The 21,724-nt window shown below is 45.7% G+C and carries 17 protein-coding genes; 7 read left to right on the forward strand and 10 right to left on the reverse strand.

Going from position 1 to position 21,724, the window contains the following annotated elements; translation table 11 throughout:
• Nucleotides 1-232: 232 nt before the first annotated feature.
• The 4 genes from KHO06_RS11250 to KHO06_RS11265 form a co-directional block, all read right to left on the reverse strand.
• Nucleotides 233-1,357, reverse strand: a complete 1,125-nt coding sequence (locus tag KHO06_RS11250; RefSeq protein WP_045368658.1) for a lipocalin-like domain-containing protein — start codon at nucleotides 1,355-1,357, stop codon at nucleotides 233-235.
• Nucleotides 1,357-3,810 (reverse strand): ABC transporter permease, encoded by a 2,454-nt coding sequence (locus KHO06_RS11255; RefSeq protein WP_038891368.1) that lies wholly within the window; start codon nucleotides 3,808-3,810, stop codon nucleotides 1,357-1,359. Before KHO06_RS11255 ends, KHO06_RS11250 begins: the two co-directional genes overlap by 1 nt.
• Nucleotides 3,791-4,462: an ABC transporter ATP-binding protein gene (locus tag KHO06_RS11260; RefSeq protein ID WP_005428554.1), complete on the reverse strand. Its 672-nt coding sequence runs from the start codon at nucleotides 4,460-4,462 to the stop codon at nucleotides 3,791-3,793. Before KHO06_RS11260 ends, KHO06_RS11255 begins: the two co-directional genes overlap by 20 nt.
• A 129-nt stretch (nucleotides 4,463-4,591) precedes the next feature.
• Nucleotides 4,592-5,950 (reverse strand): MATE family efflux transporter, encoded by a 1,359-nt coding sequence (locus tag KHO06_RS11265; RefSeq protein WP_212581596.1) that lies wholly within the window; start codon nucleotides 5,948-5,950, stop codon nucleotides 4,592-4,594.
• Between the two features lie 114 nt (nucleotides 5,951-6,064).
• Here KHO06_RS11265 and KHO06_RS11270 point away from each other — a divergent pair, with 114 nt between their 5' ends.
• Together KHO06_RS11270 and KHO06_RS11275 are read left to right on the forward strand one after the other, a co-directional pair.
• Nucleotides 6,065-7,510 (forward strand): DUF2867 domain-containing protein, encoded by a 1,446-nt coding sequence (locus KHO06_RS11270; RefSeq protein WP_047479044.1) that lies wholly within the window; start codon nucleotides 6,065-6,067, stop codon nucleotides 7,508-7,510.
• Between the two features lie 207 nt (nucleotides 7,511-7,717).
• On the forward strand, nucleotides 7,718-9,619 hold the full coding sequence (locus KHO06_RS11275) for an alpha/beta fold hydrolase (RefSeq protein ID WP_212581597.1): 1,902 nt from the start codon (nucleotides 7,718-7,720) through the stop codon (nucleotides 9,617-9,619).
• Between the two features lie 103 nt (nucleotides 9,620-9,722).
• On the opposite strand, the gene KHO06_RS11280 is transcribed toward KHO06_RS11275, so the two are convergent.
• From KHO06_RS11280 to rsuA, 3 genes are all read right to left on the reverse strand, one after another.
• On the reverse strand, nucleotides 9,723-10,385 hold the full coding sequence (locus tag KHO06_RS11280; protein WP_038891375.1) for a DUF2913 family protein: 663 nt from the start codon (nucleotides 10,383-10,385) through the stop codon (nucleotides 9,723-9,725).
• On the reverse strand, nucleotides 10,385-11,587 hold the full coding sequence (locus KHO06_RS11285) for a Bcr/CflA family multidrug efflux MFS transporter (protein ID WP_038891377.1): 1,203 nt from the start codon (nucleotides 11,585-11,587) through the stop codon (nucleotides 10,385-10,387). Before KHO06_RS11285 ends, KHO06_RS11280 begins: the two co-directional genes overlap by 1 nt.
• Before the next feature lie 467 nt (nucleotides 11,588-12,054).
• A complete protein-coding gene (rsuA, locus tag KHO06_RS11290) occupies nucleotides 12,055-12,756 on the reverse strand; it encodes a 16S rRNA pseudouridine(516) synthase RsuA (RefSeq protein ID WP_005529225.1) in 702 nt (233 codons plus the stop codon).
• A gap of 74 nt (nucleotides 12,757-12,830) precedes the next feature.
• Here rsuA and KHO06_RS11295 point away from each other — a divergent pair, with 74 nt between their 5' ends.
• Complete coding sequence (locus KHO06_RS11295) at nucleotides 12,831-14,585, forward strand: DEAD/DEAH box helicase (RefSeq protein ID WP_038891379.1); 1,755 nt, start codon at nucleotides 12,831-12,833, stop codon at nucleotides 14,583-14,585.
• Nucleotides 14,586-14,642: 57 nt separating this feature from the next.
• Here KHO06_RS11295 and KHO06_RS11300 read toward each other — a convergent pair whose 3' ends face one another.
• Entirely contained in the window at nucleotides 14,643-15,908 is a 1,266-nt protein-coding gene (locus KHO06_RS11300; protein WP_244858358.1) for a GGDEF domain-containing protein, read from the reverse strand.
• Between the two features lie 386 nt (nucleotides 15,909-16,294).
• Between KHO06_RS11300 and KHO06_RS11305 the strand changes: the two genes are divergently transcribed.
• From KHO06_RS11305 to KHO06_RS11315, 3 genes are read left to right on the forward strand one after another with little or no spacing between them, the layout of a single operon-like run.
• The gene (locus KHO06_RS11305) at nucleotides 16,295-16,714 is read left to right on the forward strand and encodes a hypothetical protein (RefSeq protein WP_005431952.1); all 420 of its coding nucleotides are present in this window, start codon (nucleotides 16,295-16,297) and stop codon (nucleotides 16,712-16,714) included.
• Nucleotides 16,715-16,755: 41 nt separating this feature from the next.
• Nucleotides 16,756-17,415, forward strand: coding sequence for a response regulator transcription factor (locus KHO06_RS11310; protein ID WP_005442273.1), 660 nt, complete (start codon nucleotides 16,756-16,758; stop codon nucleotides 17,413-17,415).
• A complete protein-coding gene (locus KHO06_RS11315; RefSeq protein WP_033008653.1) occupies nucleotides 17,405-18,754 on the forward strand; it encodes an ATP-binding protein in 1,350 nt (449 codons plus the stop codon). Before KHO06_RS11310 ends, KHO06_RS11315 begins: the two co-directional genes overlap by 11 nt.
• A gap of 109 nt (nucleotides 18,755-18,863) precedes the next feature.
• Here the strand turns inward: KHO06_RS11315 and KHO06_RS11320 are convergent, their stop codons facing one another.
• Both KHO06_RS11320 and KHO06_RS11325 read right to left on the reverse strand, forming a co-directional pair.
• The gene (locus KHO06_RS11320) at nucleotides 18,864-20,159 is read right to left on the reverse strand and encodes an LssY C-terminal domain-containing protein (protein ID WP_212581599.1); all 1,296 of its coding nucleotides are present in this window, start codon (nucleotides 20,157-20,159) and stop codon (nucleotides 18,864-18,866) included.
• A gap of 14 nt (nucleotides 20,160-20,173) precedes the next feature.
• Nucleotides 20,174-20,908 carry a glycosyltransferase gene (locus KHO06_RS11325; protein ID WP_212581600.1) on the reverse strand — a complete coding sequence of 245 codons (735 nt, stop codon included), beginning with the start codon at nucleotides 20,906-20,908 and terminating at the stop codon, nucleotides 20,174-20,176.
• A gap of 422 nt (nucleotides 20,909-21,330) precedes the next feature.
• Between KHO06_RS11325 and rplY the strand changes: the two genes are divergently transcribed.
• Nucleotides 21,331-21,609, forward strand: a complete 279-nt coding sequence (gene rplY, locus KHO06_RS11330) for a 50S ribosomal protein L25 (RefSeq protein ID WP_005529240.1) — start codon at nucleotides 21,331-21,333, stop codon at nucleotides 21,607-21,609.
• The last annotated feature ends 115 nt before the right edge of the window (nucleotides 21,610-21,724 follow it).

Consider the following 21,724-nt stretch of genomic DNA (forward strand, 5'->3'; position numbering starts at 1 on the left):
TTAAACTTCGATTTTTCCGATGTTTCATATACGAAACATCGTATTTTCAACAAGAACATATTTTTTTACAAGACCTGCCTATCTCCTTATAAGCTCAATCTATTCACATAGACTACTATTAAGTTAGTATAATATCTGATGAATTTTCGTGATTAACGTGCGGTTTTACACCGAAAATTGCGGGTTTCATTACCAAAAAAACCACCCAACTGGGTGGCCTTTTCTGTTCTGTTTAATAACCGGTGAGCTGCATAAATCCCCAAGCTTCATTAGAACCGGATGCGAGTATCGGGCCTTCCCAATAAGGAATCACAAACGGCAACCACATGTCCGATTTTATGATTCTCGTCGTCAAATTTATGTTCTGCTCGGGAACGTTAATAATCCATTGGAGAGGTAACCTTCTTCCATTAGAAAGGTTAGTGACGTGCAGCGGCGTCATCGTGATGTCTTTATCAGTTAGATTGATGACTTTTCCAGAGCGCGTTGACAACGTACCGAAGAGATGAGGAACCTGGCCATTGTGACGATAACGACTTACTGTAAGCGCTCGCCCATCATCAAGGTTAAACACAAACCAATCCCAGCCTTGCTGGCCTTCGCCAATCAGGCCACTTCCCCACTCTTTCTGCGTCCAGGCTGAGCCAGAAACAGGGATCTCGCGACCATTAAGGGTAAGCGTCCCTTTCACATTCAAGAAAGGCGCGCTGAAGCTGAAAGAGGCGATCGATTGAAGGGCATGCTTAACCTGAAACCCTTTATCACCGTTCACCACAAATGGACCGCTGGTTGTTGTGTTCAAATCGAGGGCAAAAGCGTCAGTGGCGACATCCAGATTGCCTGGGAATGGTGTTGAACCAAGAGCACGCCAATTCCAGTTATCAATCCACAAACGGAACGGACGATTGGTCATCCCAGCTTGGCCAATACCACCACGGGCGACGCGCTGCTCTTTCCATACGTGAGAGCCATTGCTGATAACAATGTGGGCAATAAATAAGTGTGGGTTCTGCCAACCTCGAGTATCACGTTCGTCTGTCGCTACGCGGAAATAGCTCCATTGAATGTTGTACACTTTGCCGTGCTTGTCCTGAACCTTAGCAAAGTAGTTCCACCACTCATGCTGGTAATCTGGGTGAAAACGGAAATCATCGGGTAGCGATACATGCTCATCAGGTAGGACTGGTTCGAAAACCGTCTTACTTTCACGTTTGAGTACATCGCTGATCTCACCCTGTTCTGTTGCGGTCGCTTCCGCCCATAGTGTCAAATACAATGCTACGCCAGTCATCGTGATTGCAACGATACACAACAATACCGAGAGAGATAATCGCTTTTTAGGTTTCATGTTTTTCACTACAACGCATCCCTCAATGACTTCATTGGCGTGCTCTTAATCATTCTAATCACTGGCAGCGCACCAGCGATCATAATGGCCAGCATTGCCCAAGCGATGGTTTGAGCATACTCCCAAGGAATGGTTTGCAGCTCCAGCGACCAACCGAATGATTGCTTAATAATGATATCAACGATCAGATGTGCCAGTGCTAAACCCAGCGGTACTGCAATAATGGCGGAGATCATACCGAAGGCAAACAACTGAAGGCCTCCTAACATCACCAATTCTTTACCGGAAACGCCCATACAACGTAGCAATGAGAAATGCCGTTGACGAGAAAACTCGCCCGCTAGCGTTGCGAAGAACAATCCAAATACGGCGATAATCAAAGTGATGTTGCCTAGCGTTCCCGCAATAGCAAAAGTATGATCAAACACGCGCATGGCTTGGTTATAGATATTGTTGTTGTCGAACACTCGATCCTGAGGTAAACGGAACACGTTTTCTAGACGACGCTTCAAGCCCTCTCCGTTAACGTTGTCCTTCACCAAAACGCCAAGCCCTACATTACCTGAGCCAGCAAACGCATACAGCCAATTACGATGCGACATCATGACTTGGTTGTACGGGTTACCGTAGTCGTAATACACACCAACGACTTGCCACCCTCCACCTAATGGAGGCTGAAGATCAATATAGTCACCCGGGCGAATATCGAGCTTCAAAGCCATGGATTCACTCACCATTAAGCTCTTCGAATGGTGCAAGTGATACCAATAGTTCGGCACACCAAGCTTCACAGTAAGAGAGTCCAACTCCCCTTCTGAGGAACCAGTACTCACTACTTGCAATGCACCACGTTCCGTTGGGACGTCTTTTTCCCAACGCCACCAGACAGCGTCTACTTCAGGTTGTTCTTTCAACCAAGCACTCATGCGTGCTGCTGAGTTGTTAGTTGGGTAAATATAGAGGTCTGCGGCTAGGCGTTGGCTTAACCATTTATCCGTCGTATCACGGAAGCTACCAACCATGGTTTCCACACCGATGTTTGCCGCCAAAGCAAGCATAAACGCCATCGTCGCAACGCCACGGTAACTCATGCTCGCAGCCGCATCAGCGAAGAACCAACGCACGCGCACCCAACGTAGTGAGTAAGAAAAGCTTTGGAACATATGCCACATCAAAAATGGCATAAACAAGGCCACACTGATTAGCATCAAGGCAATAATGGCAAAACCCGACTCTTGTGTTTTAGGTGCTTGGTACACGGCTACGGCGGCGACACAGAAAGCACAAGCCGCAAAAGCTTGCCAAGAGAACTCACGTCCAGCAAAACGCATCAGAGATAAACGAGAAGAAAGGCGAATCGGTTGCGATTTCAGCAGACGAATCAGCGGCCAAAGACATGAAATGAGAGCCCCCATCGCCGACATCACTAAGCTGTATAGGCTCGATTCCCACGACCAGCCAATCGTTAGGCCAACATTGGCGTCGTAAAGATCGCTCAAGCTCGACGAAACAGCAGGGATCAACTCATTCGCTAAAATAAGGCCAAAGAAATTACCACAAGCCCATGCAACCAGCACAAGAATGGTAAGTTCAAGCATCAAAGCTTGGGCGAGCTGCATACCATTGACACCGGTTTGGCGAAGTATGCCGACCAAGCGCTGGCGCTGAATAAACGACAGTGACATTGCTTGGTAGAAGATGAACAAACCCACTAAGAACGACAGCATGCCCATCGCCGTCAAGTTCATGTGAAATGCTTTCGTTAAAGACTCTAGCTCAGTACGGCTGTTACGCACCAGTGTCATACCGTTAGGCAGCATGTTCTTAAGAGCCAGTATTTTCTCTTCTGGCATTTCACCACAAGCGATGGCAGACAAACCAGAGCTGCGCTTAAGCATACGAAGCAGAGAAATATCGGTTACAAGGCGAGTGCCGGAGAGCAGGTTATCTGAGTCGACTTTTAGTGGCCCAAGTCGACTGCCATCATTGAGTTGAATAAAGTCACCATCGCTCCATTGCATGTGCGCAGCCAAGTCTTGGCTTGCAAGGATAGGATAAGGAGGCTTCATTAAAGACAGCATCGGTAAGTCTTTAAGTGATTTACCCTGCTGTAGAGGCAATAAGGCGACGGGATCGACACCGACCAACATCAAGCTTAGGTCGGCTTCCGTATCAAGGTGGAGAATATCAAACGGCGCACATTGGTTGAAACCAGCACGACGCAATTGGATATAAAAGCCTTGGGGGATTTTATTAGCAGAATGCTTAGTACGAATACGGTAAGGCAAAGGGTTTGAAAAAAGTTTCTCACCGGTTTCGTAGCTCTGTTTCGCGTGTTGGTTAATAGAAGTAACACCAACAAGGAGTGACACTCCAAGGGTTAAACCAAGCCAAACAAGAATAATTTGAAGTGGATAGCGGCGGTAGTGACCGAGTAGTGCCTTAACTACGGGCCATAACATGCAGCTGCCCTCCTTGAAGACGGATTCGACCTTCCATATGTTCTGCCACCTTTTCACTGTGAGTAACCAGCAACAAAGTACACTCTAACTGGCGGGCTAGGCTCGTAAGTAAGCGCATTACGGCTTCGGCATTACGCTCATCCAAGCTACCTGTTGGTTCATCGGCAAGCAGAATTTTCGGCTCCATATACAACGCACGAGCAATCGCAGCACGTTGTTGCTGACCACCGGACACTTCTTCAGGGTAACGACCTAAAAGCGGCATAAGGTCGAGAGCGGAAAGGATTTGACGCCACAAGCCTTTGTCTTCTGGTAAGCCTTTCAATTGGCGACAGAAGCGGATGTTGTCAGCAATGTTCAGGGTAGGAAGAAGGTTAAACTGCTGGAAGATATTACCAATGTTGTTGCGGCGGTAAAGTGTTCTAAGGTGTTCAGGTGCGCTATGCATGGCAAAGCTTGGGTACTGTATCTCGCCTGAATCAGCAGTATCTAGACCTGCGATCAAGTTAAGTAAGGTACTTTTACCTGATCCACTCTCCCCCATTAATGCAACTTGTTCACCTTGTTGTAATGTTAATTCTGCCCCTTGCAGTACAGGATGAAATTCTCCCCCGTCTACATAGCCTTTACATAGGTCTGACAGTTTTAACATTGATTTTGCCGCTCAAATGGTGTCTAAAAATTGGAATCCGAATCTACACTAAAATGCTGTTGGTAGGAAGTATTTTGAATAGTTGATCACACTATCAGGGTACAAATGCAACTTGTCTCGAGACACCACTCAAGCTTCAATCAAATTTTTCATCCATTTCTTACTCGCCATACGTTGAAAACACGTTCCCCACTTCACCACTTCTTCGGTCAAAAACAGTAGATAAACCCATTGCGGCTCAAAACCAAGGTAGATTGCACCGAAGGCAGCAAGAGGGATACTGATCACCCATTGTGCGATCAGATCTTGATATAAACAGAACTTCACATCCCCACCTGCGCGTAGCACACCAACAATGGCCATCATAGGCACGGAGCGCAGAATCACACCAATAGCGAGAATCACCATAAACTGCTCAGCAAGGTGCCGAGTTTCTGGAGTCAGTGCGCTGAATGCATCGAGAATAAGTTGATTAGAGAGTAGAAGCAAAATAGCGACAACGATGGCGATGGCTACATTCAGGAAGACCGTTGCCCACGCTTGGTAGTAAACCGGACCAAACTGCTTCGCGCCTAATTGGTTGCCTACTAAAACAGCCGCTGCATTAGATGAACCTATCATCATGGCCAGAGCAATCGACTCAACCGGTGTCATCACTGATAAAGCAGCCAAGCCTTGCACTCCTGCCTGCCCCATAATGGCGTGATAGGCAAACAAACCGCCAGCCCAAGCAAGGAAGTTAAATGTGGTAGGAAGAGATAACTTCAAGAAACGTGTGATTTTATCCAACACCAAGCTGGCACGAATATCATCCCATCCAAACGCAATGATGTGTTTTTTAAACCACAAGTAACTGAATAGGCATGCGACCTCTATTACGCCACTGATCACTGTCGCGATCGCAGCACCTTTGATCCCCATTGGAGGAAAGCCAAATTTACCGAAAATCAGCACCCAGTTGAGGAAAATGTTAGACGCAATACCAATGCCGCTAAAGAAAGTACTTAGCCCAGGTTGATGCATGGCACGTAAGCCTACAGCCATACTCGCGACACAAGCTACAGCAAACATACTAACCGATGAAATCACCAAATAGTCGGCCCCAAGACGAATCACTTCATCTGAATCCGTCGTTAGGCGCATAATTGGCTCAGGAAAAAGTACGAACAACACGACAGTGAAAGCAGCGAACACCATGGAGATCATCCAAGTCAATGACGTGCTTTGGCGAACTCCGACTTTATCGCCCGCTCCCCAATATTGTGCCGTTAGCAGCGCACCACCCGTTGTCACACCAAGGAGCATAATCGTGGTTACAAAGGTCGCTCTTGCAGCAACGCCGACCGCTGCAATTTCCGCTTCACCCAACTGGCCTAGCATCAAAACGTCCACCAAGCTTCGACTAGAGAACATCATGCTCTGCAAAGTAATAGGTAATGCGATGGCAAACAGTCGACGTAAAAACGACTTATCAGCATGAGTAATCAATTGTGAAAAAAAAAGTCATGCTCGCTCCGTCGACAACTTATTGATAGAAAGGGAAAAGTGTCTCATGATTATACCCAGTGGTGACTAATCCACCAGCAATAAAAAGGACTCAGAATGAAAAAGGTGTTGGTACTTGGGGCTTCCGGTTACATTGGCTCACAACTTCTTCCACAACTGCTCGACAAAGGTTACATTGTCACTGCAGCGGCGCGTCATATTGACTATCTAGAATCCCGAACTCAGCCACACCCTAACCTCACCCTTACTTATCTCGATCTAGCGGATGCGCAAGCAACGCTCGAAGTGGTGAATGACTTTGATTTGGTGTTCTTTCTTGTGCACGGTATGGCGCAAGGCCACGACTTCGTTGAATACGAATTAAACCTCGCAGAGAACTTCAAAAATGCGCTTGAGAAAAGTCGTGTAGAACACGTTATTTATTTGAGTGCGATTCAGCCTCAAACTGGCAACTCTCAACACTTAGCGGCACGCAAAGCGACGGGAAAGATCATTCGTCAAGCTGGCGTGCCTGTTACTGAACTTCGTGCAGGCGTGATTATCGGTCCCGGTTCTGCGGCATTCGAGATCATGCGCGACTTTGTCTACAATTTGCCGGTTCTTATTGCGCCTAAATGGGTAGATTCCAAAGCTAACCCAATCGCCCTCCCCAACCTTAATCATTATTTGCTTGAACTGGCAGAAACCAAACCAACAGAGAGTGAAATCTACGAGGTCGGCGGTCCGGATACATTAAGTTATCGTGAGCAATTTGAAGTCATTTGTAAGATTACCAAGAAACCTTATCGACTTTGGTCTACGCCACTGCTGACACCTAAAATGGCATCGTATTGGTTGGCCATCGTGACATCGGTTCCTGCAAATATCGGTAAAGCGTTACTTGCAGGTTTAGAACACGACTACATTGCCGATACCAAAGCCATTCATCAGCGATTCCCACAGCAGCTGATTAGCTACGAGCAGTCTGTTGAGGACACGATCGCAACGGAAGGCACTTTTGTACGCAGTAACGTCTGGGGCTTCGAACCTGCCGCACTCAAACGCTGGCAGCCGGGCTATGGGTACTATCCAAAACAAGCGGGAGCGAGCATCAAGACTAAAGCTTCTGCCGAATCACTTTGGAAGGTGGCACAAAAGATCGGTAGCCCTGAAAAAGGCTATTACTTTGCTAACATCCTTTGGCGCACCCGAGAATGGCTCGATATCTTCTTTGGTGGCGGAAAACCCATTCGTGTTTCCCCTCCCGGTCCAGAGCTCAAAGTGGGTGATTTCATTGATTCTTGGAAAGTCATTCGCTGCGAAGAGAACCAGTTCCTCTCGCTATTTTTTGGCATGAAAGGGCCAGGGCTTGGTCGTTTAGAAATCACCATTAAAGACGACGGTGAGGAGCGTGAATTCGATATTACTGCATGGTGGCATCCACAAGGCTTTCCGGGCTTACTCTACTGGTTTGCGATGATGCCTGCTCACCTGTTTATCTTCAAAGGCATGGTTAAAGCCATAGAGAAAGAAGCAGAGGCGCTAGAGAAAAAACAAAACTAAATAAAGCGAACCATTGGCACGGATGCCAGCATAAAAGAGTAATAAGCTAAGGATCGATGAGGGAGGGTTTTAGATTGATTAACGCGGAGTCAATTTATTTGAATTTATCTCAGGCCAGCCCCCGTATTACTCTTAATCCATGCCTTCTTCTTACCCACTTTGTCTTGTGCGAAGTGGTGACCACAACAAGCAAGTATTGGAATCACAATGGGTAATCGATACATCATTAGCAACAAACACCACGACAACTTCATGCTTCACCAGCAACACGTAGATAAGATTGCATTGGTGACTGAAGGTGGTGGTCAACGCGGCATATTCACTGCGGGCGTTCTCGATGCCTTTTTACATGCTGATTTTAATCCCTTCGACTTACTTATCGGCACTTCTGCAGGCTCCCTCAATCTCGCATCTTACATATGCGGGCATCAAGGTCACGCTTACAAAATAATTGCAGAGACAACGCGACGCCCAGAATTCTTTAAGCTGACGAAATACCTCCTCAATGGCGAAGGCTTAGATTTAGATTTTCTGGTCGACAATGCGGAAATTGACATCCCACTCAATTGGGAAAAAGGCTCGGATTTACTCAAAACCAAACAAGTCGTCGCTGTAGCAACCCATGCACGTAACCTAACCACCGAGTGTTTCGATGTCACTCTCGAAAACTGGAAGGATGTACTTCGAGCTTCCTGCGCGATTCCTGCCTTGCATAAAAAGCCGGTGGTGTTCGACGGTGCACGTTGGCTTGACGGCGGTGTGTCGGCTCCCATTCCTGTGGAAGAGGCTTACCGTCGAGGTTACAAACATATCGTTGTGGTCCGAACAATGCCTACCGATTTTGACGAGCACCACCCTCTCATTGAGGCCATTCTTAAGCATGTGCCAAGCAAAGCCATGAGTGAACTTTCCGCCATTTTGCTTAAACACGAAGAGACCTATCGCCAGACTCAACGATTTTTAGCCAACCCACCGGATGACGTGAATATCTACGAGATTTCACCTGCCAGAAACCTGAAATCGTCCGTCGTAGAAAGTACGAAAAAACAGCTGGATGCCGATTACTTGCACGGGGCGCGATTAGGTCGTCTGTTTGTAGCGAGCATTGGCAGAAAGCTGAATATCCCCTACAAGCCATACAAACGTTATAAAACCATCACTTCTGAGTTTGTAAACGATGATGCCCATTATCAGAAAATCGAACAAGTATGGCTTAATAGAAAGCGCGGATACATGAAGGGCGCGATGAACAGCGACATCGCTTGGATGAACGTTAACCCTCAAAACCATTCAAGAACACTCGTCATTGTACAAGGACGTAATGAATCGGTTTGGAAGTATAAAGAACTTATTTATGAGTTAAGTCAGTATTTTAATGTATACGCTTTTGACCACCGTGGTCAGGGAGAATCTCAACGATTAGCCGAGCACAGTGAACTTGGGCACGTCGACCAGTTTGAGCACTATGTAGAAGACTTAGCGCTATTTCTTGAACAGGTTGTCGAAAGCCAAAACAAAACTGAAGTAATGATACTCGCTCACTCTATGGGCGGAGCTATCGCAACACAATACCTAGCGAAGTATGACCACAACATCAAAGCTTGTGCCCTCACAAGTCCAATGTTTGGCATCAAGCTGCCTAAAGTTGTTGGCGGTATCCAAAGTGCGACAATGAAGGTGATCAGCCAACTTCAGAAAACGCCGAACTTCGCTCCGACACAAACCGCCTTTGTTACTAAGACTTTCGAAGGAAATGATCACACGACAAGCCCAATCCGCTTTAAAGCTTACAGTGATTTACTCAGCAATAACCCTGAGCTGCGATTAGGCGGTGTCAGTCCAAAGTGGATCAGTGAAGCCATTGCAGCAGGAAAATATTGTCTATCTCAAGCTAAGCATATCAAGACGCCAATACTGATCGTGCAACCAGAGGGAGACAACGTTGTCTCCTTAGCAGCCCAAGATACATTCAATGAAGCGTGCACCAGCTCAAGACTATTAACCATACCTCACGCTAAACATGATGTTTTGATTGAAGCGGACCGTTACCGTGACTGGGCGTTAAAGCACATCCTGAATTTTTACGATCACAGGCATCAATTTGTTTAGCTGTGAGACTTAACCTGCTCCCTAAACTGAGACGGCTAAAAACAAAAAAGCGTACACAAATATCATGTGTACGCTTTTTGCTTAGTGAGAAGAAGTGATTCTATTAGTCAGCTTTAAATGACAGTGGAATCTCTGCTAATTGATTACCTTCATTCGCAGGGAAGATAAGGTATTCGCCGTGGTATTTCACCATCGATTTGTAGTCGGTTACTTTGTGAACCATGTAGCCTGCTTGCGATGCTTTCTCAACAAACTCCGCATGGTTACCACGAACAAACCAACTCATCGGTTTTACCAGTCGCTCACCATCAAAACAGCTTTCACATTGGTCAGCACACAATGCTAATGAGTTCTGCCCTTCAGTAAAGATTTGTACTTTACCGCAACCAACGAGTTGCTCCGATGTAGACACTTCCCAACCAGCCTGTTCCATAAGATCCAAGAACGCTTCAATGTCAGAGTCTTTGATAACTTTAGGCTCTTCACCTTCAGGGAAAAACTGCGCGTAAAAGCCAGAGATACGTTTGAAGATGAATAGCAAACCTGCATCGTTACCTTTTGAGCGACCTGCTTTCTGCCAACGTGTTAGGTCATCACCTACTGTGCGACCAAAGCGTTGTGATTTCAGCGCCTTTGTGACCCAACGTACCAAGTAGTGGTTGTTAGCAACTGGCGCATTGGCCAATTTGCCTGAGCGATGCTCTTGGTCTAGATCCGCCAGAGCTGCGTTAACTAAGTTTTGAATTTCTTGGGTGTAATTAGACATTACGCCTTTCTTCCTAAAGTCCAATAAAACAGTGCAGACAGCACTGAACAAGCAAACATTACGATGATCATCGGCCACGCAACAGCGCCTGGCATCGCAGCAACGAGCGCACCAACCAGTGAGCCAGTGCCAAAGCGCAGTGTACCAGCAAGTGAAGATGCTGTACCCGCCATAGTTGGGTACCCACTCAACAACAGAGCCATTGAGTTACTACCAATCGTAGACAAAGTACCGATAAACAGCACAACAAAAGGCACCATGCCCCACAAGCCAAGGTCAAGCATCCAGCCGACAAACAGGCCAATACCCGCAATCAACTGCACGGTTAGTCCGAAACGTAGCATGAAGTGCGAACCGACCTTTTTCACCATGCGACCATTTAGACTGGTCATGATGATCATCGCTACGATGTTCAAACCAAATAGGTAACCAAATTGGTCAGGTCGAACACCATATAAATCAATATAAATAAACGAACCCGCAGTCAGGAATGCAAACATACCAGAGAACGAGAACGCACCTGAAAGCATTAAACCCAATGCCTCAGGGTTAGAACACAGGCGCGCATAGTTACGAATCGTGGTTCTGAATCTTAGTGGCTGACGGTTTTCTGGCTTAAGCGTTTCTGGGATCATCCACAGAACAAGCAGAATCACTACAACAGCGAAGATAGCGAGTACCCAGAAGATCGAACGCCAGCCGAACCAAATCGCTAGATGGCCACCAATCATCGGCGCTACCAAAGGCGCAATCGTAATCACCAAGGTCACGAACGACATAGCTCGCGCGAAATCTTCACGGTCAAACATGTCTCGTACAACCGCTTGGATAATCACAGCCGCTGCCGCACCAGCAAAACCTTGCGCCGTACGCACATAAGTTAGCGCATCGATACCGTTAGTGGTCGCACTGACTACCGCTGCCAAACCAAAAAAGAGCACACCTAAAATGAGTACAGGTCGGCGACCATAGCTATCCGCTAACGGACCATGAATCAACTGACCTATTGCAAAACCTGCCGTATAAGCCGTTAACGTAATCTGTACCGCACCTGGGGTTACACCAAGATCTTTCGCGATGGTTGGCATAGCTGGTAGGTACATATCGATAGCAAGTGGCGTCAACGCACCAATTGCACCGAGTACAAGAAACAATAAAAAACTGATTTGTGACTGGGGAGCACTTTGGGCTTTTTCTGTCATTGCCTTACCTCTTGTTGTGTCCTCCCATCAACATTCCACATTGATTGAGATAGATGATTGACGCTTCTCTCACCCTGAATCCGCAACAGTCACGAATTACAGCGCATAGTCTCCTTACTATTGAGAAGATCATAAAAGACGAAAGTATACCAAGATGGTCTTGACTAACTCGACGCTAAAACCTGCATGATCAGTATGCAGAACGACAAAGTAACCGAGCTAAAACGAAGAGGCGGTGACGTGAACACCGTCTGTACTTATCGTCAGTAAGGACCAACAAGAGAAAAGGATTTCTCAGACTAAATACAGTTCTGCCTGCGTTTACGAGCGGCGAATAAGCATCTTACTCAGACACTAAGACTTATTTGGTAGGAACCACCATTCTGAGTGATTTCTCATCAAAAGACTAGTTCCTATCAGGAATCAAACAATTTCCCAGAACAGTGATTATTTCCAACCAGATTGAGTTATTTTACAACTGATTCAACTTCTTCTTCTGTTAAGAAGCGGTAATCACCTGGCTCAAGTGCTTCATCCAGCACAATAGAACCAATACGTTCACGGTGAAGATGTTCAACCTTGTTACCGAGCGCAGCAAACATACGTTTCACTTGGTGGTATTTGCCTTCCACAATCGTTAGCAGCACTTCGTTTTCGGCTTCGTTTACGATCTCAAGATGTGCTGGCAGTGTTGGCTCACGCTCATTACGTAGCTCAATACCTTCGGCAAACTTCTCAACGTAATCAGGTTGAATCGCATCCACTAGCCATACGCGGTACGTCTTCTCACATTTGTGTTTTGGTGACGTAATACGGTGCGACCATTGACCATCGTCTGTGATCAGCACAAGACCGGTAGTGTCCACATCCAAACGACCAGCAAAGTGCAAGTTTTCTACCTTTGGCTCATCCAGTAGAACGAACGCCGTTGGGTTGTGCCCATCTTCATGCGAACACACAAAGTCCGCAGGCTTGTACAACATGATGTAACGAGGGCCAGGAGCACCAACTTCGCGCCCTTCCCATTCAACCACACCACCTTCTGGTACTTTGAATGCACCACTCTTTTGTACTTCACCATCAACCGTTATTTCACCACTTTTGATGATCTTCGTTGCCTGCTTGCGAGTCGCACCCAGTCCATCACACAAATATTTATCTAAACGCATGAATACCTCTAATGTTTAAGGTCGGGTATTATAGCGATCCTAATTCGAATAGTTGAGCAATTTCACAGATTTTCATGTACACCCTTCGCCCCTACCAAGCCGACTCTGTAAAAGCGGTGATTCACTATTTTCGTAAACACACCACACCAGCGGTCATTGTGCTACCTACTGGTGCGGGTAAAAGCTTGGTCATTGCAGAGTTAGCAAGGCTTGCCAAAGGTCGAGTACTAGTACTTGCTCACGTAAAAGAGCTGGTGGAACAGAACCACGCCAAGTACGAAGGCTATGGACTCAAAGGCTCAATCTTCTCAGCAGGTCTTGGGCGTAAAGAAACCGATCAGCAAGTGGTGTTTGCCTCAGTTCAATCCGTGGTGCGCAATCTGGATTCTTTCAAGAATCAATTTTCCTTGTTGGTGATTGACGAGTGCCATCGCGTGCCAGACGAGAAAACCAGTAGCTATCAAAAAGTGATCACTCATCTAAGAGAGCTCAATCCCGGCATCAAAGTATTGGGCTTAACCGCCACACCTTATCGCTTGGGTATGGGATGGATTTATCAGTACCATACCCGTGGACAGGTTCGAACAGAAGAGTCACGCTTTTTCCGCGACTGTATCTTCGAGCTCCCTATTCGTTACTTATTGGATGAAAACTTCTTAACGCCTGCTCGCATGATGGACGCACCAGTCTTATCTTATGACTTCTCGCAACTAAAGCCTGCCAATACAGGTCGGTACAAAGAAGCGGAAATGGACATGGTGATCGACAAAGCCAAACGTGCGACGCCACAAATCGTTGAGCAAATCATTCAATACGCCAAAGAACGCAAAGGCGTAATGGTATTTGCAGCCACGGTTCGCCACGCGCAAGAAATCCACGGCCTGTTGCCAGAAGGCGAAACCGCCATCGTCATTGGTGATACGCCAACACCCGAACGTGATGCCATCATTCAATCGTTCAAGAATCGTGAGATAAAGTACTTGGTCAACGTGTCCGTTCTGACCACGGGCTTTGATGCACCACATGTAGATTTAATCGCGATTCTTCGCCCTACCGAATCCGTCAGTTTATATCAACAGATTGTTGGACGTGGGTTGCGTCTCTCGGAAGGCAAATCAGAATGTCTCGTACTGGATTACGCTGGTAACAGCTACGATTTATATCAGCCTGAAGTGGGCGATCCGAAGCCTGACTCCACCAGCGAGATCATCACCATCCCTTGCCCTGCTTGCGGCTTTAATAACAACTTCTGGGGTAAGTTAGACAGCAACGGCTTTTTGCTGGAACACTTTGGTCGCCGCTGCCAAGGGTATTTTGAAGACGATGAAACAGGAGAGCGCGAGCATTGCGGTTACCGTTTTAGAGCCAAATACTGCGGTGAGTGCGGTGCTGATAACGATATTGCAGCGCGTATTTGCCATGAGTGTGATGCCACTCTTGTTGACCCAGACAAAAAGCTCAAAGAGGCATTAAATCTAAAAGATGCGCTGATCTTTGAATGCACTGAAATGGATTTGACGGTGTTTAAATCTAGCGATGGCAAGCCACAGTTGAAAGTGACGTATTCTGGTGAAACATACCAAGGCGAAGGGAACGCATTGGTGCATGAGTTCTGGTCACTGAATACCAAAAAACAGAAACAAACCTTCAAAGACCAGTTTGTTCGTCCCCACCTTGCAGATAAACATCGTCCGTTTGAAGAAGCGTCGCCAACTAAAGTAGTAGCCAACCAGCATCGTTTCCGTCTGCCGCAATTTGTTATTGCCCGTAAGTCAGGCCGTTTCTGGAAGCTGCGCGACAAGATCTTCGAAGATGAATTAAAACAATAACGGCTTGAGTCAAAACGAAAACAGCGCCTATTCACGGCGCTGTTTTTTTAGAGCAGATTATGCGTCCTTATATTGATACATATCTTGGTCAGCGCGCTCAATCACATCCATTAACGTTTCTTCGCTCGTTGCTTTAGCAACACCTGTTGTGACCTGGACACTGATGCCATAACGCACCAGAGGTCGAGCGACAATATTTTCTCTCAGGTTCGTCGCCAGTCTTTCTGCTGACTCCAAAGGGCAAAGTGGCATCACGACGACAAACTCATCTCCACCGAGTCGTATCAACCAATCACTTTGCCTAAACGTTGACTTCATTGTGCGCGCAATATGAATGAGTGCAAGATCTCCTGCCTTATGACCATGCGTATCGTTGATCTGCTTAAACTTCTTACCATCAATTAAAATGACCGCGTAATGGCCTTCTTTAATCGCATTTTCAAAGTCACTGTCCTCAAAAACCTTTCGATTATACAGAGAGGTCAACTCATCAATACTTGCGTTTTTAATGGCATGCGCTAGGTGACTTCGATGTTGAACGTTAGAAGCATAAAGCCTATGAAAGGTACCCACTATTGCCCAAGTAACAAACAGAACCCACAAATTATCAATCAACACTTTAATAATGGGTAATTGATAAATGATCGCGCTGTCATTATCGATTGGCAGGATCAAAGCCCCAGCAAGGTTTGAAAAAGGATAATTTTCAAAGCCCACGGTGACGTAGTAAAAACCATTGACTAAGTTGGTTTCAACAGTTCGACCATTTAGGTTCTGATAGTTTACGCGAATATCTACAACCACATCGCCCACAATCGTGCCCTCTTTGTAGACAGGGCTTGTTACTGTAAACGTATCAGTGCCTAAATTTCCGAGGTAGCTGTCTGAGATAACGACTCTATCTGCTAACTCCGTGTCATGCATATTCAGGGAGCAAGTACGTGCAGGACTGCATATTAATGGATCAAACATTTGCTCTGAGATTTTATAGTCTTCATTAGGCTTTGCAAAAACCAGCTTTTTTCCTGTATAGGAACGGTAATAAACACTGATATTCGGACGTTCTGTAAGCTTATGGTTATACTGCAAAAGATCGCCTAAAACCTTATATGCAACGAGCTCATCAGTAGTCAAAGTCTTAGCGTCCAACGATTGAATTCTTTGAGAAGCTTCCAACTCGTCTTTTGGAATTTCAGTCCTAGGTTCATCAAGCTTAGACTCTATAAGCAAACCGGCAAGGATTGCCGAACTCTTATAAAGCTCAAAGTAGTTTGCGATCGCATCGAAATCCTTTTCACTACGATGCATAGCTACTATAGACATCAAAGATGCGACAACAGAGTAAACAACAAGAGATATCGATAACGAGCGTTTAGATAACTTTAAAAGTAACATTCTGTTTGATTTAACCACCTTTTTTGATTAATAAAGCACCTCCCAACCAACGCATCAATAGGTTCTGCAATCTAGCATTTCTAGTAATTATGTTATTGCAGGGCAAAAAATATACACGGCATAACACCAATAACTATAGGCAGTATCGATCGATCAAATAACAAGTATGCCTAATACATAATCTCTCTATTGAAGTAACAAGGAATTAGACTCGCTTTCAATACAAAAAATGGGTTCAAACTTAGATCTATATTCACTTTCCATTCATGTACGAGCCGATATAATTTTGCTAACTCTCCAAAAAAGGCTTTGCTATGTCTATCTCCTTCACTCCGCGCAAACTTTCCGTGCTGCTAGGGTTAGTACCGCTTTTATTGTCTGCACCAAGCTTTGCGTCTCACCATGATCATCATGATGACAAAGACGGCCATGCCATTGTTCGTGACGTCGAAAAGCCAGGAACACGAATCGAGTTCGATGAAGATCAGGATGAAGTCTATCGCGCGGTTCAGAAAGGCTACATTCGCCCTTTTTCTGATATGTATGAAGCAGTGGAGAATGATCTGTATGGGCGTATTATTAAGGTAGAGCTTGAGGAAGACGATGACGAATGGGTTTACGAGCTGAAAATCTTGTTCAATGACAGTGTGATAAAAGTGGAATACGACGCAGCTACACTAGAGATGCTCGAGATAAAAGGACGTAACTTCAACAAAGCCCTCAAGCCACAATAATTAAGTGAAAATAATTACCAAGCATAATAAGAAGAAAGAATATGAAAATACTTGTTGTCGAAGATGAACCTCGCCTAGGTGAACAAATTTTAGAAACGTTGGAAAACAATGGTTGGGTGCCAGAACTTTCCCAAGATGGTATCGATGCGCTTTACCGTGCTACCTCAGAAGAATGGGACGCTATTGTGCTAGACCTAGGCTTGCCGAAGCTCGATGGTTTAACGGTTCTAAAAGGCATTCGAGATGAAAATATTAATACACCGGTTGTGATTTTGAGTGCCCGTGACACATTATCTCAACGTGTTGAGGGTTTGAATGCTGGCGCCGATGACTACCTGACTAAGCCATTTGAAATGGTTGAGTTAACAGCTCGACTTCGAGCCCAATTGCGCCGCGCTTCGGGTAACGCCTCACCTGTCATGCAAATTGGTGATTTGAGTTTAGATACACGTTCATCGAAAGTGCTTTGGCAAGGGCAAGCGGTTAGCTTAACTGCGCTGGAATATAAAGTAGTCGCGTACTTCATGCACAACCCAGAAAAAGTCATTTCTCGTACCGAGTTGGTAGAACACATCTACAAGCAAGACTTCGACCGTGACTCAAACACCATCGAAGTGTTCATCGGTCGTATTCGCAAGAAGATCGCCCCAAAAATCATCAAAACCGTCCGCGGTTTAGGGTATCAATTGAATGCGGAATAGAAGCAAACTTCCCATGCACATTCTTAAGCGGCTGAGCATCAAAAGCCGCTTAGTGCTAGCGGCGGTCGTTTGGCTCACAGCGATGATCCTCGCGGCGGGCGTCACGATCCCAACCCAAGTTTACAGCTATATGGTGGACGACACTCGCTCCCAATTGAATGTCTACATGGACGAGATTGCCGCCCAGCTCGAAGTCGACAGTAAAGGTCAACTCACCCTTCCTACTCAACTTTCCGACCCAAGATTTAATCGTCCATACAGCGGTCTTTACTGGAGCGCATCAACGGACACGAGTCTAGAACGTTCGCGTTCACTATGGGATAAGAAAATTGAGTACAAAGGATTGGATAAAGACGCCTTTGGCGCACGTGATGAAAAACTTATCACGTTGAAAAAGACCCTTTATCTACCGGATTACGATGGTCCCATTGATGTCATCATTGGCATTGACGAAGATCCAATTGAAGGCACGATTCAGTCTTTAACTGGGCAGCTTTGGATCATTTTAGGATTGCTCTTTGCTGGTGTTCTGGCGGTTATCTTGCTGCAAATCGCCTGGTCATTGAGTCCGCTAACCAAGCTGCAAAGAGAGTTAGCCGAACTGAAGTCAGGCAACAAGAAAGGCTTGGAAGAAGAGTACCCAAAAGAAATCTCACCTTTGATTTCTGACCTTAATGCCCTGCTCTTTCACTATCAAGAGCTACTTGAACGTGCACGCAATCATGCAGGAAACTTATCTCACGCGCTGAAAACACCACTTTCGGTTTTAAAAAACGAAGTACAAAACTTCACGCCTGAAGAACAAGAACGCTTGAACGCGCCAATCGCACAGATCCAACAACACATCGATTACCACTTAGGTCGCGCTCGTATGGCTGGTTCAATGAACATTCTTTCGGTGAAATCGAACCCTTCAGAGCGCGTTGATGCCATATCCATGGCGTTTGACAAGGTCTACGCACATCGTGACGTCACACTGATTAACGAGCTTGATTCTGAATTGAACGTCGCCGTAGAGAAAACCGATCTGGATGAAATGGTGGGAAACTTACTGGAAAATGGCTACAAATGGGCGAACAGCATCATTCGTGTTCATTCAACGTTAGATAAAGACAACATTCATATCATTGTTGAAGACGATGGTCCGGGTATTCCTCCTGAGCAATTATGCCAAGTAATAAAGCGTGGCTACCGTCTGGATGAAACAACGCCAGGATCCGGTTTAGGTTTAAACATTGTCAGTGAAATGGCGCACAGTTACCGCGGTCAACTTGAATTATCAGAGAGTAAAATGGGAGGGTTAAAAGCCACCTTGATTCTGCAAAAGAGCCGCGCTTAAGTCAGCTTACATCAGTCACTCACAGTATTACTTTAAAATGGCACTTATCGATTTATTCGCTAGGTGCCATTTTTATATACCCAAGTAACCTCAAGATGCTTGGGTATATCTAAATAGCGCTTTGATTGGGTAAGTTTAATGCTAGCGATGGTTCACTAATCAACAGCACATTCCCATCCGAATAATAGTCGTGCTTACTATCCATTGCGACAGGTTGCGCTAACGAATGTAACTCTCCGACTAGCGCTAAATGACTGACTTCAATTTGATTCGCTAGACGGTCTCTTTCGCTGTCTACATTAGGATCTATTCGATGCAACACCGTCACAATACCCGAGTAATGCGCCAACTTGAGACCGTCATCGTAACTAATCGCTCCGACCCAAATCGGTTGACCAGACTTTGATTCTAACCCTGCTTGCCACCAGCGAACATGAGAGCGTTTTAACAAACTTCCGGGCTCTTGGAATGCCATCGACTGTGGCTTGCCATTCCAAAACAAATCAGAAACGGGCGGCAGCTTCTGCTTCAATAAGCTCACATAGTCTGCCAATTCAATGTCGTTTCTTGAAAAGGTTTGATTCTCTAGCCAGCCGAGCTCTTGCATTAGGCTTCGCGGGGATTCTCCGACGTACACCAAGTTGACTGCCTGAGCGTCAAACACATTCGAGCGCCCCGGATAAACCTTAAAGCCGATATCATTAAGGACTATCGATTGATTTTCAGTAACGCCGGGTTGTTCAATATTGTCATCTGCTAGATAGAAAAAGTGTCCATAATTCGCAGCAACTAAACAGAACACTAACGCCGTTATGGATTTGGTCCATTTACGTGACCAATTTTTCTTCCAAGCCACAAGGGCGAATACTGAAGCGATGAGCACTGAGGCGATAAGAAGCTTATGCTCAACAAGGATAAACTTAATGGAATCAGATGGAACCCATGTGTTTAAACCCGCAGCGAGCAAATACCCAGCAACGACAAATTGCCCTACACCAAGTATCAATCCAATTGATGAACAGACAGTAAAACGCTTCCAACTAACATTCGCAGTACCCGCCATAAATGGCACGACCCAAGCAATAGGTCCGAGTAAGCGTGCAAAGATCAAAATGGCATTGCCACGTTTTTTCATCAACAAACGACAACGAGCGATTGGACGCCTTGTCTTGGCTTGCCAACGAATCAGCTTCTTCTGTGCTTTAGAGCCAGAACGCTTGCCAATAAAGTAACTAAGTTGATCGCCAATCCAACCGCCCAACAAAACAGCGACAACGCCCCAAATCACACCTTGGTGCAATAGATAGCCCGCAGCGAGCAAAAACGGCTCGCCCGGGACAAAGAGATTAGGTCCAATCGTCGCATCCAGAAATGCTCCGAAAAACAGACTGATTGCTTCCAGCATGCAGCCTCCGACGATTACGAATGTTGATCTTTGTAGTGACCGAATTTGTATTCCATTTCGTTGTTACGCATCTCGCCAAAGAAGAATCGTCGTACATTGGCTTTGAAATACGTCATACCCATCTTAAAGAAGCCGTCTTGCTCAAGGCGGCGCGGATCGAATTCAAACGTCATCGGCAAGAAACGGAAACGCCACGTTTTAGAAGCGCGTTTTACGTAATCACAATCTTCGCAAAGTGTAATAGACTCATCAAAGCCGTTGATCTCTTTGTGTGCGCGTTTGGTAGAGAAAATACAAGCACCTACCGCAGTTGGGAATGTGTACTGAGTAATAAACAATCCCGCGTTAAACATGCCATAACCCAACTTATGTGCCATTGGCAGATTTTTTGAGCCCATGTACACACTAGCAACTTCTAGCTTCGCGTCCTCAAGTTTACTCATCGCGCGGCTCAAAAAATCACTCGGTAAGCGTACGTCCGCATCCAAAAACAGAATACGTTCGTATTTCGCCAGTTCTGCACCTGTGTTACGACCTAGACTGACTCCACGCATGTCCATGTGATGCACCGTCAGTTCTGGCAATGCGCTTTCGTAAGCTTGTGCAACTTCACGAGTCGAGTCTTCGCTGTTCGAATCCACCACGATCACTTCAAAGTTCTGGTGAGTTTGTTTGGTTAAATCTTCAAGTAGTCGACCAATACGTTTTTCTTCATTAAGGGTAATAATCACGATACTGATAGGATTCATAATGTGCTCCATTGAGGTTTTCCGTTTATGTACGATGGAGAATAGAACCGACTGACTTAACAGTTACTGAGGTCAACATTCATTTTGCGTTCATTTTGTGAATAACAGATGTCGTTAATGAATGAATTAACTTGGAAAGAGGATTGAGTCCTAGGCAAATAAAAACGTGCTGACAAAAAGCCAAATAGGTTAAAATCAGCGCAATGCGGACAAAGTTTTGCCGACACCGCAAAACAGACACTCTTCTTAAAGAAGAATTACTGGCTTTTTGGTGATTTAGGTACAATTTTGGTTGCTGAATGTAGAGCAGGATGATAGTATCCGCGCTCGCTTGAACAGTTCCTGTTTCAAGCTTTACTACGAACACAAGGTCGCATTGTGTTTGTAAAGTTTTATTTTTTACTAATTTGAGAGTAAATACTATGAAATTCGAAGCAGTAGTACGTACTGAACTAGGTAAAGGTGCGAGCCGCCGCCTACGTCACGCTGGCAAATTCCCTGCAGTTGTATACGGCGGTGAAGAAGCAGCAGTTGCTATCGTTCTTAACCACGACGACATCGTTAACCAAATGGACAAGCCTGAGTTCTACGAAGGTATCGTTCTAGTGATCGACGGCGCTGAAGTTAAAGTTAAGCCACAAGACGTTCAACGTCACGCTTTCAAGCCAAAAGTTGAGCACATGGACTTCATCCGTATCTAATTCCCTACCAAGGAATTAACGGATAAAATCCAAACCTTTTGCATAAAGATTATCGGACTTACCAACCGAGACATCTAAAAAATTTCAAAACCCCGGAGACTTACCACCTCCGGGG

Source organism: Vibrio sp. B1FIG11 (genome assembly GCF_905175335.1).
GTDB classification, from domain to species: domain Bacteria; phylum Pseudomonadota; class Gammaproteobacteria; order Enterobacterales; family Vibrionaceae; genus Vibrio; species Vibrio campbellii.

Bases quoted from the DNA above. Each gene is read 5' to 3' on its own strand.
- KHO06_RS11255 (WP_038891368.1), bottom strand. From the start codon at position 3,810: ATGTTATGGCCCGTAGTTAAGGCACTACTCGGTCACTACCGCCGCTAT.
- KHO06_RS11260 (WP_005428554.1), bottom strand. From the start codon at position 4,462: ATGTTAAAACTGTCAGACCTATGTAAAGGCTATGTAGACGGGGGAGAA.
- KHO06_RS11270 (WP_047479044.1), top strand. From the start codon at position 6,065: ATGAAAAAGGTGTTGGTACTTGGGGCTTCCGGTTACATTGGCTCACAA.
- KHO06_RS11275 (WP_212581597.1), top strand. From the start codon at position 7,718: ATGGGTAATCGATACATCATTAGCAACAAACACCACGACAACTTCATG.
- KHO06_RS11280 (WP_038891375.1), bottom strand. From the start codon at position 10,385: ATGTCTAATTACACCCAAGAAATTCAAAACTTAGTTAACGCAGCTCTG.
- KHO06_RS11285 (WP_038891377.1), bottom strand. From the start codon at position 11,587: ATGACAGAAAAAGCCCAAAGTGCTCCCCAGTCACAAATCAGTTTTTTA.
- rsuA (WP_005529225.1), bottom strand. From the start codon at position 12,756: ATGCGTTTAGATAAATATTTGTGTGATGGACTGGGTGCGACTCGCAAG.
- KHO06_RS11295 (WP_038891379.1), top strand. From the start codon at position 12,831: ATGTACACCCTTCGCCCCTACCAAGCCGACTCTGTAAAAGCGGTGATT.
- KHO06_RS11300 (WP_244858358.1), bottom strand. From the start codon at position 15,908: ATGTCTATAGTAGCTATGCATCGTAGTGAAAAGGATTTCGATGCGATC.
- KHO06_RS11305 (WP_005431952.1), top strand. From the start codon at position 16,295: ATGTCTATCTCCTTCACTCCGCGCAAACTTTCCGTGCTGCTAGGGTTA.
- KHO06_RS11310 (WP_005442273.1), top strand. From the start codon at position 16,756: ATGAAAATACTTGTTGTCGAAGATGAACCTCGCCTAGGTGAACAAATT.
- KHO06_RS11315 (WP_033008653.1), top strand. From the start codon at position 17,405: ATGCGGAATAGAAGCAAACTTCCCATGCACATTCTTAAGCGGCTGAGC.
- KHO06_RS11320 (WP_212581599.1), bottom strand. From the start codon at position 20,159: ATGCTGGAAGCAATCAGTCTGTTTTTCGGAGCATTTCTGGATGCGACG.
- KHO06_RS11325 (WP_212581600.1), bottom strand. From the start codon at position 20,908: ATGAATCCTATCAGTATCGTGATTATTACCCTTAATGAAGAAAAACGT.
- rplY (WP_005529240.1), top strand. From the start codon at position 21,331: ATGAAATTCGAAGCAGTAGTACGTACTGAACTAGGTAAAGGTGCGAGC.